The organism is Acidithiobacillus sulfurivorans (assembly GCF_018853815.1).
Taxonomy (GTDB): domain Bacteria; phylum Pseudomonadota; class Gammaproteobacteria; order Acidithiobacillales; family Acidithiobacillaceae; genus Acidithiobacillus; species Acidithiobacillus sulfurivorans.
On record NZ_JAAOMP010000151.1, the window covers coordinates 1 to 13,031 of the forward strand.

Genomic DNA, 13,031 nt, shown 5'->3' on the forward strand with positions numbered 1-13,031 from the left:
GTTCAAAAAACGTCGCAGCCACCCCCTCTAAAACTGGTCAAAAATATACGCTGTTACCTGGTCATTTTTAAACGCTGTTTGACACACGGGTTGCTGCCAATGCTCGCTGGTCATCCTTGCAGGTCGTAGATACTGCCTTTACGGAGGATGCGACGGGGGAAGGTGAAGCAGACCTCCCGCGTAAAAATGTCCATAAAGCGATGGAAGACGCCGCTTCGCTTCCGACAATGGTGAAACAGGTGCCATTGATGCCGGAGGAGGAATCCGTCAGTGGCGCCACGGTGACCGATGTGCCGATGACTGCAAATCAGCCGGTTGCAAGCCTTTCACCGGCTGCAAGTCTGCCGGCTGCAAGCCCTTCGCAGAGTGGAAACCATGAAGGGCGGAAAAAATCGACACCGGCCTCCAAAAAACAGGTTTTACGAGAAACCTTGCTAGCAGTGGATTTGCCAGAATGGCTTTCTGCAACGCTGTGGGAACAGTATGTGGATTTTCGCTTCGAGATGGGTAAACCGTTGACGGTCAAGGCGCGTGATATGGCTATTCAGAAGCTGGCACGGCTTCGGGCAGAAGGCAATGACCCCGTAGAAGTGATTGAAACCGCCATGGTAGCGGGTTGGATGGGGTTATTCGCCGTGAGAAACCGAAACAGTGGTATGGCGCATCGCGGAAGCCTGCCTTCATCGGGCCATGCTGAGATCAAAGAGGGTTCTTTTTCAGCGGTAACGCGGCTGTAATTTGAGATAAAAAACGGGGGAAAGTGGATGTTGCAGAAAGCCTTTAATCATCATGCTCAAGACCTGTTGTCACGTCTGGGGTTGCGTTTAAGTGAAGAGGGTCAAGAAGGGGAGACTCTGCAAGAGGGGGCACCTCTGCAAGGTGTCTGCGAGCGTCACGGCGCGTTTGCGCTCTCGGTGCAGGACGATCAAGGGGTGATGCGCTATCGACCCAATGTGTGTCCGGTATGTCGGGCAGAACGGTTATCGGCGCAGTTGATGTGTTCTGCGGCGATTCCCAGGCGCCATCAGGATTGCCGTTTTGAGACGTTTGAAGCGCGGACGGAAGCACAGAAAGCAGTTCTTGCAGCGTGCCAGGATTATGCGGAGGGGTTTAGAAAGCGCACGTCTCAGAGTGCGTGTTTGATCTTGTCGGGCAATCCGGGTACGGGGAAAAACCATTTGGCTACAGCGATTGCTCGGGTAGCGCTGGAAGCGGGGTTGAGCGTGGTACAAACCACTCCGCGTGAGATGGTTCTACAGATTCGGGAAACGTGGGGCAGGGGGCAATCTGATTCAGATTCCCGGCGTTCTGAACGGGGAATCATCGACGGTTTTGCGAGTGCAGACCTGCTGATTCTGGATGAGGTAGGCAAGCAGTTTGGTGGCAAGGGGGATGAAGTCCACTTTTTCGAAGTGATTAACCGGCGCTATCTGGACATGAAGCCTACGGTGGTGCTTTCCAATGAAACTGTAGAAAATATCGAGGCTTATCTTGGAGCAGCGGCGTTTGATCGTCTTTGTGAGAACGGCATGCTGTTGCGCTTGGATTGGCAAAGCTATCGACGGGGCCGAAATTAATTATGGCATTTTTGGCATATTAGAATATATAGGGATTGCGTGCAGCAGGCGCTTTTGGGTTTACAGTTGACTAGAGGGTATATGTATGTCTGTTTGTTGTGAAGTAAATGCTGTTTGGGGAGACCGTCCTGGTGTTTTTTTCGGTATGAATAATGAAGAACTGGGCCAGGTGCAGGAATGGTTGGGACATTATGCGAGACATGTCAACGCGTTGAACGAAAATGACGATTTGTTGAACGTCAGCCTTTCGTCTCCAAGCCGAAAGGCTGTGTATACGCGTGGTGTCAAGCTTGGCTTAAATGCAATTGGCCTTGGGCATTCCATGTTACCAGGCGTATCGGCCTTGTCTCGACCGTGGATGGATGCCATGGGTACGGAATGGGAGTGGGATAATGTTAATCTTCAGCCGGTCAGTAATCCGCCTGAAGCGGATTTGGACGCTTCAGGTTTGGATTTTTCAGATTTGCCAGACGAAGAGTTTGCTATTTTCGTGCGTGGGTTACTGGATAGTGTAGTCGCTTGCGGGTGGATGGCCGAACAAAGATCATCTGCCGCATAAAACAAAATCCGCTTTAGGATACATCTTCGCCCATGCTGTCCTCGTCTTCTTCGACAGCATGGGTACTACGTTTCCCGCCGCCAGGCACTTTTTCCCCGGGCAACTTAGGCCATCCACTTTTCTTGTCGATGATGGCCTGTAAAGTTGTCCCCCGAGCTTCGGCTTCGGCTTCGGAGGCCTCCATCCAGCGCCGCAACGCTTCTTTTTCGCCGTACTGCTGGGCCATTTCGTTAATCAACCAGAAAAGACGTCTCGTGGTCGGGGCTGGAGACTTCCCGCCCGACTGCCAGTCGGATCCGTTGTTATACCGGGATCCGGAGAGTACGGCGATCCAGTTTGCCGATGCCATGCCATCTCTTCCGCGCTTCTCCGCCAGGGGAGCAAACCGCTTGCGCATATCCTCTACGCTAGGCATCTCTGGCATAGGACAATCTTCCGGATAGGCCCAGAGCAAGCGGATCAATATGGCCAAGGGCGGTTCCACCACCTGATTGGCGGCGGTATCATCCGCTTCCTTATCGCCCAGCAGCACCTTTCGCGGGTAGCCCAGGAGATAGAGCGTCTCGCGGTACGAGTAACCCAACGTATACCGCAAACTTTGAATATCCTTGGCGAGGATGGGCTTGTTCGGAAAACCGGCAGACCATGATACTTCCATGGACGGCAAGGCGCTCTCTGCTTTGGTGGTTTTCTGTATGGCTTTTGGTGTGTTTGACGGCTTCAATTGGACATCCCCCTCTGTATGGGTATAACATGATGTTAGATACTATAGCGTTATTCATCCAGTTTTGGCAAAATAGGAGATTTTGGTCATGATGGTAACAAAATGAAGATGACGAAAGAAGTGCATAAAACTGGGCGTTCCAAGGATATGGTTAGGGGGCTTTCCTGGTTCCTGGTTGGTAATTCAGCCATCAAAGAGTCCTTGCCGCTTGCGATGGGCGCGTTTCTGAAAGCGGGAAGCGATGCTCAAGGGGGACGCTGTGTCCCGGATGTTTGCTTGCCGGGTTTCGATCAGACGAGTTTGAAACGTGCACGAGAAAGGGGCCCGACCGGATTTTTTTATGTCGCGAATATGAGCGAGTCCGGTCCTTCTATTTCGCGCAAGGTAACGCTGGCTGCGCATGCGCAAAAGCAGACCCCGGTATTTTTCCAACTGACCTTTAATGTGCAGGTGGACAAATACACCAAGGGCAGCGCGATGGATTGGGACCAACTGACGTATTTGCAGGCTTATCACTTGTACAAGGATCACTTGTCGGCTATTTGGAGCAGGGTTGCACAATCCGAAGCTCCGGGGCGAGACGATTTGTTGCGGTATAGCCATCTGCAAGAGGCGCTTGCGGATAATCCTTTGTTGACGATCACGACGCTTTGGGAAGTCTTCCCTACTTTGCAGGCGATAACCTGGGATTTGCCCATAGATGCGATTCCCCGCGTTCGCGGGTTAGCCGTTCGGAATGCAGACGCATTGGATAAAGCGACCGTTCTAGCGCCGGGGTTTGGAAACCTTCCTGGGGAATGGAAGCTGTGTGATCAGGCGGACATTTCGGGCTGGCCTGCTTAGGACCAAGCGGCAAACTCTGCGGGCGGTATGGTTATGCCCGCATAGTTTGCCTTCCTCATAATAAACCGTTAACATAAATATGTTAAGGGGTTATATCGGAATTAAAAAGGGGTATACCATTGGCTTTTGCTGCACACCTTCTAAAACCTTTTGATACAAAGCCGCAACCTGTTAAAGGAAAAGGGTTTGGGTCGAGCTGCACGCCGATTGCAAAAGAAAAGAAAAAGGCTCCCCCCAAACTGTCTCCGGCGGCAGTGGTTCGTGAAACGGCTTTGACACCTTTGACACCTTTGCCGCCTATTGCAGGCGATGACACACACTCTTTGCTCCCGCCAGGGGAGATCGTCTGGCGAGGGGTCTTGCAAAAGGTTCTTTATCATCAACCGGCCGGGGTGCTTCAAAAAGATGGGCGCATGGGTAGTGGTTGGGGGATTTTTATTCTCAATACGGTTTTTGAAAAGGAAGGATCGTTGTCTGATGCTTCGGAAGCTGCGGTTATCGGCCGTAAAATCATGGCATCCAAACGCACATGGACGGTCAAAGGTGCCCTGGTCGGTGACCCACAAGTGGGGATGGAGATCTTGTGCCATGGTAAATGTATAGAGGACGCGAAATACGGACGACAATTTGAAGCGCGCGTTATGGTCGAGCCGTTACCGGACGTGCGGGATATGGATCACATCCTGCGCTGGTTGACCTTAAAAACGGGGCAATCGCGCCATCGCATCATGGGCATGACAAAAAAGCGGGCCCAAAAGGCCGTAGAACATTTCGGAGCGGAGATTTTGAACGCTTTGGCCGACCCCTTGCGACTGCAGGAGATCTTCCCGGAAAAGGTTTGTGGGCCGATGGCGGAATCCTTTCTGCGGGAAAGCCGCAGTTATCGATTGCACCTCTTTTTTCTGGATCACGGATTGAATCAGGGGCATGTTCATTCGGTTTTGGCGCATCTCGAAGAGCAATATCTGGAAGAAGGCGAGGCGTGGACGGTGGATTCGGTTGTCGCGCGCACGCAAGAGGATCCCTATTGGTTGACGGGGGTTTCCGGAATTGGTTTTCAGGTGGCCGACAAAGTGGCGAGGTCGCTGGGTATTGCCGAAGACGACCCGGCGCGGTTGCGGGCGGGGCTCCGCCATGCGCTGGATTTGCGCGAGAAGGATGGGCACACGGCGACAAAAGAAGAAGACCTTTTGGTGTTGGCCAGTGGGAAGGATGTGTTGCGCGTCGATAGTATGGCGCATCCGGTCCAGGCGCTGCAGTCGTTACAGGACGTGCTGTCGCAATGGGTTGTTGATCGGGACAAAGGGATAAAGGGTATGGAGGGTATCCTGTGTTGGGATATCCCGCGTGATCCCCTGTTGCCCTCTGACGAGGGTAAGATGGTCCAGAAATGGATAGCCCGGGCAGCTTGCGGTTACTCAGAACGCTATGTGGCTCGACGCATTCTCGAAATGTCGCAGGTTCGAGAGGGTGCCAGTATGTTGCCGAAGGAAGCTTTGCAGGCGGCATTTTCCCAATATGCAGGGAATTCGGCTACCTCTGTGGTTCTTTCCGGTTCTCAGCGGGCGGCGGTATTGCAAGCCTGTTCTGCCCGATTTGGGGTTTTGACTGGAGGGCCAGGCACCGGCAAGACCACCTGCCTCGATACGGTCGCGCGCGCGGCTTTAGCTTGTCACTTGCGCGTGGAACTCTGTGCGCCTTCCGGGAAGGCCGCCTCGCGACTCAAACAGGCTACAGGGCTCCCGGGCAAGACGATCCATCGTTTATTGAAGATGGGTCCCGATGGAGGAGCCACATTTGACCAAAAAAACCCTTATCCGGCTGATTTGTTTATCGTCGATGAGTCATCAATGGTAGACGTGTACCTGATGCAACACTTGCTCCGCGCTATCCCGGACACGGCTGGTGTGTTACTGGTCGGCGATGATCAACAATTGCCGTCCGTAGGCCCAGGCCGTATTTTCGGGGATATTATTCGTTCTGGCGTTGTCCCCGTAGGACGATTGACGGAGAACCGCCGTCAGGGTGGGGCCTCCGATATTGCCACAGGGGCTTCTCGGGTAATTTCTGGTCGCCTGCCTTGTGCCTTGCCGGTGGATCGTGGGTGTCCGATGACGCCTGTTTATGGCGAAGGAGGCGTTCAGGAGACGTTTTTCTCTACACAATGGGTAGATCGGCAAAGGCCTGCTGACGCCGATGAGGGCGATGAGGAAGATGCGTTATTTTCTCTCCATTCGGATCGTGTGCAATCTGCTGTGGAACAGGATATTCGCCATTTATTAGATCGCGGAGTGTCTGTTGAAGATATTCAGATTTTGACGCCGCAGAAAAATGGCACGCTGGGCGTGGTGTCGTTAAATCCTAAAATGACCACACTGTTAAACCCGATGCGGGATCAGGATCGCCTTTTGTGGCCGGAGTTCCTTCGCCCCTTGGAGATGGGTGTGTGGGAGGATCAGCCGATTGTCTGGGAAATCGGCCATCGGGTGATCCAGGTAAAGAACGATTATGCAAACGATGTGTTCAATGGTGATATGGGCGTTGTTGTCTGGACGGAGCCCGAGGGTGTCGATCAGGCCCCGATGCTGGGCGTGTATTTCGAGCAAGGTGACTTGCCGAAGTTGTCGGTATTCATGGAGGAAGCGCGCCGATACCATAAGGAAAAACCTTTGTCCGATTGGCAAATCGCGGATATGCAGGCGTTCAGTAGTTATTTGTCGGGTAAAGATGCGGGTAAAGTGGTTTGGTATCCATCAAGCGGCGTGAGCCGTGTGCGTCCGGCAGGGGTATTGACGATTCACAAAACGCAAGGCTCGGAATACCCTTATGTGATCATGATCCTGCATGGGCAGCACTGGTTCATGGCGTCGCGCCCTTTATTGTATACGGGGATGACCCGCGCCAAAAAAGGTTTGCGCTTGTACCTTTCTGAAAAATCGGGCAGGAAGGCTGCGCAGAACGTAGGGGCGGGTAGGGATACCTTGTTGGCTTACCGGTTGAATCATGCGTGGCTCGATGTTTGACGGGCAAGGAAATGAACGCTAACATAGGCACGTAAAGTGATTTTACAAACAAAGAGAGAAAAGGGGAATGTCATTATGTTAGCAGAAGTTCTTCAGAACAAAGCGCAGGCGGTTGAGACAGCGGTAGATGGCGTATCGTCAAAGAGCGCCACTAGACGCCCTCGGAAGTCTGTCCGGGCATCGACGAGAGCCAAGGATGTTGAATCGACGTCTGTCGGAGAACTCTCGGATACCATTTCTGATACTTTGGATGTCGGACCTGTCATCCATCCTTCCGATGCGCTGGGCGCGGACTCTGTCAAAAAGGCGGGTAATCGGGAAATGTTGGTGTTTTCACAGAATGAAACGGCGCTCTTGCGACGTCAGGAAGCGCTTTTCCGGCAGGCTTCTGCATGGATTACCCGTGTTCCTGAAGCGCGCCGCGAAGGGGTACGGCAGGCGGTCATCGTGTATGCCCGCAATGTGCGTTCCTGGCAAATGCAGACGCAAGAGCAGGAGGCAGTGTTTCTGGCGGCTCAAGACAAGGATCAGCAGGCGCGTGCACGGTTTATGTTGGCCGAAAAAGGGTTGACGGATGCTGCGCAGAAGAAACGCTTCGGGTTTTTTGGTTTTGCATTTCGTGGCCGGCGGTTGCAGGCTCAGGCGTGCATGGAACAGGCGAGCGAACACTCGGCAGCCGTGCGTGAAGCTTTGAATGAACAGGGCTTGGCGATTCATCGCTATATGCGGTTTCAATCGGAATGGCGTCGTTCCATGGAGGAAATGATGGCTTTCATGGCGGAACAATCTGGATTTTAGGAAAAGGCGTTCAGCTTCTTTTGCGTTTTTTTGGATAACACAAAACCGCTATCATGCTTATATCTAATATAAGTCTACATTGAGGTTTGTGCCATGTCTGAGTCCAATGTTTCTTTGTGGTTTGATTCCCCCCGAACCTGGGTTATTCCTGTTTTGGGGATGAAAGATGGTGCCCTGGCCGATGCTGCACAGATCGGCGGGCCTGAAGCGGTTTGGACTTTTGGTGCCCGTTATCCGGAAGATGTTCCCGCCCTGATGGAGGGGCAAGTAGGCGATTGGGTCGTTGAGACGGAAGATGGGCACCGTCATCTTTTTACCGACGCCGTATTTCGCGAGCAATTTTCTCCGAATGGGATAGAGCTCATAAGCTTGCATGACAAGATGAAAGAGCGTGCTCATGATCATCGGATACTCGCCGGTTATCAGGAAGGAGAAGCTTATTATCGTGATTTAGCGGCAGCCCAAAATCTTTTGGAATTTTCGGATGCCTGCCTCCAGCTTGCGGAGCGCAACGCCTGGCCCAGTTTGGCGCCGGAAGCTCGTCCTGTGATCCCCGTGAAAACGGATGCGGATGCTGCCCGGGCGTCGGCAGAGCGCCGTGAGAAAATCATGGACGGCGTGGAGAAAATGCGGAAAGCGTTTGCGGGCGAATTGCCGTTGACGGTTTGGATCACCAAAACCGTCCGCCAGGAATTCCCGGTAGATATGGTGCAAAAGGTGATGCGCGCCATTTCGGACCATGGGGGCGAAAGCGGTGGAAATGTGGTTTTTGATAGCGTCGGAAGGCATCGGGATACGGCGTTGGATGCCATCTTGCGGTCCGGCAGCGAATACACCATGGGCATCCCCATTGAGGACAGCCTTTCGCAAAAACAGTGGGAAAGTCGCGGTATTCGCGCGTCATCCCGTATGGTGGATTTAACACGGGAGATTTTGGCTCCGTTGGAAATGGCGGCCATTCGACAGGCAAATCCCGGTGAAGTGGTTGCGTTGCCTTTTAATCAGGATGGTTTTTTTGATGAAAAGGTCAACGAGGCGCAGAGGAACCCGCACCTGAGTCGCGGGCAAGGAGATTTCTGATGGCCTTCGCAAGCAATGATGAGAAAAGCCGCGCCCCACGGCCTGTTCAAGTTTCCGATGCGGACTTTGCTGATTTTTGGACGCAAGTGCAGGAACGGGTGCCTTATGCGCACCATATTGATCCTGCGGCTGCCCGCTCCTGGCAGGAACAGGTGCTCAATGATGCACCAGAAGGGGTGCATCCCTTGGCGTGGTACATCCGCCGCATGGGGAATGCGCACGGCCCGCTGGTGGGGGGATCTGAGATCGGCATTTTGATGTCGGCAGAACGGCACCTGCCTGCGCCTTTCGGGAAAACGCCGGGGATTCTGTTCGATGAAAAGATGATGCGCCGGTATCAGGCGTCTAACGCGGCCACCCGGTTTGGCACCAAGCGTGAAGCGCAGATTGCGGATGCTTTCGTAGCACAGGTCACTCCGAAAGGTTGGGTCCGAGATGCCGATGGGCTGGCGACACTGGCCAATCACGCGCGGGACGGGGGGTTCCGGGATCATATGGCTTACAGCCCGGACGATCTTTTTCTGTTGCCGGACGGACGGCGTTTTCTGATTGATTACAAGACACCGTACAGCGGCATCATCCCGCAACAAGAGCCGTTTTCGTATGTGGCACAGTTACATCAAGGAAAGCTTGTTTTGGAAGAACAATGTGATCTGCAGGTGGACGGTATGCTGCTGGTGTACGGAGAGCACCCAGAAAGTCTGGCGAAGCCTGCAGCGTTAGTGTTGCATTTTTACCAGGTGGATTTCGACGAGCAACTGGCCCGCGAGATTCCCGTGGTTGCCAGGAACTTCGCACAGGCGCTGATGGCGAATGAGCGTCCCTCTGTTTTAGACGAAGCATCCGCTGAGGAATTGAAATCTCTGGATATCCTTTTTGTGCAGATGACCGCGCAGATCAAGACGTTGCAGGATCAAGCGGATCAGGTCAAAACGCGCATGTCGGAACTTCTAGGTGGATTATCCGCCGCCGATGTCACCGGAGCCAGAGAGGAAACGCTGTCCACCCTGGCGGCCAGTTACAAGACGGAAGACACCGATCGCCTGGTGGCTTTACTGCAGGATGCGGCACCGGAAATCTTCGAGGACGCCAAAATCATGAAGGCCTGGAAGAAACCGGGCGTTCTGGATACGGACAAGGTGGTCACTTATCTGAAAGAACAGAAAGTAGACATGGAACCTTTTATGGGGCCGGACACCTGGGATAGCGGAAAGATCATGAAGGATGCGCGGGTCATCGCTGCTGGCGTTCTGGATAACGCGTTGGGCTTAGGTGTCGCTTCGAGGTCGTTCAGTTGGCGCGTTTCAGACAATGCTATTTTGGAAGCCGAGAAACGGCAGGCGGAAAAAACGCTACAGGACGTGGCGTTGGAGGTGCCGGGATCAGAGGCTGAACCGGATGTACAGGGGTTCGTGGAGTTGGATGAGGACGAGCCAGAGACGGATGGGTTGGAAGCTGTGACGCATCTTGATGCGCTCATGGATATTGAATAACGATTGGCGAAAAAAGGAAATCATTTGAAAGAGAAAAGCATGTCTGTAAAGAAAATATCTACCGTGTTGGCTTTGGCGTTGATGGTCAGTGGTGGCGCCGTGGCTGGTTTTGCGGCGGCCTCGATTATGCACGTAGGGTCTGATGCTTCTGGTTCTGTTTCCAAGGCGCAGGCCAACGTTATTGTGGGCAAGCTGACCCATCATCAAGCGCGTGTGACACAGGTCTTCAAGGGCCCTGCAGGTTTGACCGGTGTCATTATTTCCGGGCAGCAGGGCCCTGTGGTTTCCTGGATTACGAACACGAAAAGCGCGGTTATTGTGGGAGGGGTCGTGGACACCAAGACCAACAAAAACCTGACGATGCAGGCGAGTATCCGGTATCTCTCGAAGCCTCCGGCAACGTTTCAGGATAAGCCTTCTGCGCAAACCGCACCGCTCCCGGTCTCACCGAAGCCTGTGCTCGCATCGGATACGACGATGCAGGGACCAGACGGTGAATCGCTGTTGCGGAAATTCATCCAGGCGTCCCAAAGTGGCACGATGGTTCAGGTTCCCCAGCCCGGGTTGACTGGACCGCATACGCTGTACGCTTTTGTCGATCCCAACTGCATTTTCTGCCATAAACTGTTTGACGAGGTGCAGGCGCATCAAGCTGAGTTTCAGCAAGCTGGCGTGCGGGTGGTGTATGTGCCCGTGGCGATCCTGAAGCAGTCCAGCATCGCCAAGGCGGCAGAAGTGGCGAAGGAGGGCTGGCCCGCTTTGTTACGGGATGAACAGCGATTCGATGTCAACAGCGAGGAAGGCGGTATTGCCGGACTTTCCGGGCCCGCTCTGTCGTCTTATGCGCGGATCGTTCAGGGGAATACAGACTGGCTGAAAAACTTGTCGGCAGCGAATCATACGGGTGAAGGTACCCCCTTTTTGGTTTGGCAAGCGGGCAATGGGCGCGCTTACTTTTTGGGTGGATTCCCCAGTGAACAAGGTCTCCACGCATTGTTTGCCTCCATGCAGCCGGGATGGTCGCCTAAAAAGAAGTAGTCGTTTTTTTGTGGTCAACTCAAGAGGAGCAGTAAATGGACAAAGCATTAAGGGATGGTATTGACGACATACTGAATCAACGTCAGAAGATCAAAACGCTGCAGGAAGGGATTAAAGAATCCGTAGCGGTGCTGGCGGAGCGTTACGACCTCAAGTCTACGGATTTGAACAAGGTGATTGGCCTGGTCGAAAAAGAACGGGGGAAGGGCGGAGTGCTGGCCGCCGAGCGGGGGATCCTGGATACGGCGGAGGACGCGGTGTTGTAGTGGGGGAAATTATTTTTTCAAGACGAAAAAACCGCTATAGTAGGTAACATGAAAAGTTGTAAAGGGTATTCGGTCTGTTTTTTTGCACATTACAAAGGAGTGCATAGTCATGGCTTTTGGATCTGGTAACAAGTCGTCTGGTGATACGCATAACGCGAAGTACAGCAAGCTGTTGGGTCAGATTTATTTGGAAAGCGATGCTTCCCGAAGTGTTCTGGGCGCCGTCCCGGACGAGGTCAAGCGTGCGGGTTTCAACGATAAGACCGCTCGCGATCTGCGTAAGCAGGTCCAGGACGGAGGCGGACTGTTCGACGGCAGCCTGGAAGGCAAGATGACCTATTTTGCCATCAGCAAGGGTACTGACGGCAAGGGTATTGAGCGCGAGTATGTCAAAGTCGGCATGCGGACAGAAGTGCCGAACGCCAAGGGTGAACTCAAGCCTGCCACCGTTTTCCTTTCGGTGCCTTTGAAGTCCAACGAAGGATTAAGCCTGGTGCACAAACTGGTGAACGCGCAGTTCGGTGATGACACCAAGTTGTCCATGTTTGCCCAGATGAAAGAAGGTAAGGATGGCCGCATGTATGGCAACCATACCGTGGGGCTGAAACAGAATGGCGAAACGGTTAAGCCGGTGCTGCCTTTCCCCAATGAAGAACGGGAAGCTATGCGCGCCAAGCTCAAGGCTGAAGGTGAGGACAACGAAGACATCGCCAAGGAGCTGCTCAAGGTGGAATACAAGAAGACCTTGCCGCAGATCGAAGTCATTGCCCAGCGTTTCGAGTCGTATCGTGAAGAGCGGAAGGCTTCTGGCGACGATCACAGTCATGAGGAAGCGGAAGGCGCTGCGGATCGTCAGTCCAGCAACGAAGATGCTTTGCCGAATGAAGCAGCCGCTCATGATCATCAGCAGGTGGCCGGTGATGAGATGACTTTTGATGATGACATGATCTAATCCTGGTTGGTTTTCAGGATAAGACTGAGCCCCGCTTCGGCGGGGTTTTTGTTTTTTTGAATACATAAAACCGCTATAATACTTATGTTCAAGTACATCCATTCTGGAGCGTTCCATGCTGATTCCTGATTTCTCCGTTGTCAACGCCTCGGCCGATCGTCCTAGTCTTAATTTGACATGGGTAGATGACCGGCTTTATATTGATAATCAATCAGTTGAAGAATGGATGCAGGAGCACGGCGCGCGCCTTTCGGATTTGCCGCGCATCTGGGTTTCCAGAGCGTCACTGATGGAAGGGTACCGTCTGAATCAGGCTGTATCGCGTTTGGTGAACATGGATCAGGAGGTCATCGGTTATGAGCGCACAGGACAAGAACAACCCGGGCAAGCCATCCCAGAACTGGGGGCAGGATCTGGACTATCAGATGCAAGAAGCCCCGAAGGTCAACGAAATGACGGTAGCGATGGAGAAGATGGAGAAAACCGAGATCAGCCGGGGGAAAATACCGCTGAACGACCAGATAACGCAGGGGATGCAGGGGTTGCACGGGGAGACGTCGAACCTGCTGGCGACGGCATCGGAAACGGAAGACGAGGAACCGGAGCAAGCTCCGGAGAAGTAACCAATGACGTCTCTTTTTTAGGGGAGAGCACAGACCCCTTACCTCTGAATACCCA

At 53.4% G+C, this 13,031-nt stretch carries 13 protein-coding genes; 12 read left to right on the plus strand and 1 reads right to left on the minus strand.

The window, feature by feature from the left end; translation table 11 throughout:
* The first annotated feature begins 116 nt into the window (after positions 1–116).
* The 3 genes from HAP95_RS13500 to HAP95_RS13510 all read left to right on the plus strand — a co-directional run bounded on the left by HAP95_RS13500 (position 117) and on the right by HAP95_RS13510 (position 2,136).
* Positions 117–737: a phage replication initiator YdaU family protein gene (locus tag HAP95_RS13500; protein ID WP_215884678.1), complete on the plus strand. Its 621-nt coding sequence runs from the start codon at positions 117–119 to the stop codon at positions 735–737.
* 27 nt (positions 738–764) lie between these two features.
* Complete coding sequence (locus HAP95_RS13505) at positions 765–1,577, plus strand: ATP-binding protein (RefSeq protein WP_215884679.1); 813 nt, start codon at positions 765–767, stop codon at positions 1,575–1,577.
* 145 nt (positions 1,578–1,722) lie between these two features.
* Positions 1,723–2,136, plus strand: a complete 414-nt coding sequence (locus HAP95_RS13510; RefSeq protein WP_215884680.1) for a hypothetical protein — start codon at positions 1,723–1,725, stop codon at positions 2,134–2,136.
* Positions 2,137–2,149: 13 nt separating this feature from the next.
* Here the strand turns inward: HAP95_RS13510 and HAP95_RS13515 are convergent, their stop codons facing one another.
* Positions 2,150–2,860, minus strand: a complete 711-nt coding sequence (locus HAP95_RS13515; RefSeq protein ID WP_215884681.1) for a hypothetical protein — start codon at positions 2,858–2,860, stop codon at positions 2,150–2,152.
* Positions 2,861–2,962: 102 nt separating this feature from the next.
* Here HAP95_RS13515 and HAP95_RS13520 point away from each other — a divergent pair, with 102 nt between their 5' ends.
* The 9 genes from HAP95_RS13520 (at position 2,963) to HAP95_RS13560 (ending at position 12,976) form a co-directional block, all read left to right on the plus strand.
* Positions 2,963–3,703, plus strand: a complete 741-nt coding sequence (locus HAP95_RS13520; protein ID WP_215884682.1) for a hypothetical protein — start codon at positions 2,963–2,965, stop codon at positions 3,701–3,703.
* A 272-nt stretch (positions 3,704–3,975) separates the two neighbouring features.
* Positions 3,976–6,726, plus strand: coding sequence for an AAA family ATPase (locus HAP95_RS13525; protein ID WP_215884683.1), 2,751 nt, complete (start codon positions 3,976–3,978; stop codon positions 6,724–6,726).
* A 75-nt stretch (positions 6,727–6,801) separates the two neighbouring features.
* Positions 6,802–7,524 carry a hypothetical protein gene (locus HAP95_RS13530; protein WP_215884684.1) on the plus strand — a complete coding sequence of 241 codons (723 nt, stop codon included), beginning with the start codon at positions 6,802–6,804 and terminating at the stop codon, positions 7,522–7,524.
* A 93-nt stretch (positions 7,525–7,617) separates the two neighbouring features.
* Positions 7,618–8,604 (plus strand): hypothetical protein, encoded by a 987-nt coding sequence (locus tag HAP95_RS13535; protein ID WP_215884685.1) that lies wholly within the window; start codon positions 7,618–7,620, stop codon positions 8,602–8,604.
* Complete coding sequence (locus HAP95_RS13540; protein WP_215884686.1) at positions 8,604–10,097, plus strand: hypothetical protein; 1,494 nt, start codon at positions 8,604–8,606, stop codon at positions 10,095–10,097. The genes HAP95_RS13535 and HAP95_RS13540 overlap by 1 nt, the downstream gene beginning before the upstream one ends.
* 39 nt (positions 10,098–10,136) lie before the next feature.
* A complete protein-coding gene (locus HAP95_RS13545) occupies positions 10,137–11,135 on the plus strand; it encodes a thioredoxin domain-containing protein (protein ID WP_215884687.1) in 999 nt (332 codons plus the stop codon).
* 35 nt (positions 11,136–11,170) lie between these two features.
* Positions 11,171–11,401 (plus strand): hypothetical protein, encoded by a 231-nt coding sequence (locus tag HAP95_RS13550; protein WP_215884688.1) that lies wholly within the window; start codon positions 11,171–11,173, stop codon positions 11,399–11,401.
* A gap of 109 nt (positions 11,402–11,510) precedes the next feature.
* Entirely contained in the window at positions 11,511–12,353 is an 843-nt protein-coding gene (locus HAP95_RS13555) for a hypothetical protein (protein ID WP_215884689.1), read from the plus strand.
* A gap of 356 nt (positions 12,354–12,709) precedes the next feature.
* Entirely contained in the window at positions 12,710–12,976 is a 267-nt protein-coding gene (locus HAP95_RS13560) for a hypothetical protein (protein ID WP_215884690.1), read from the plus strand.
* Positions 12,977–13,031: the final 55 nt, after the last annotated feature.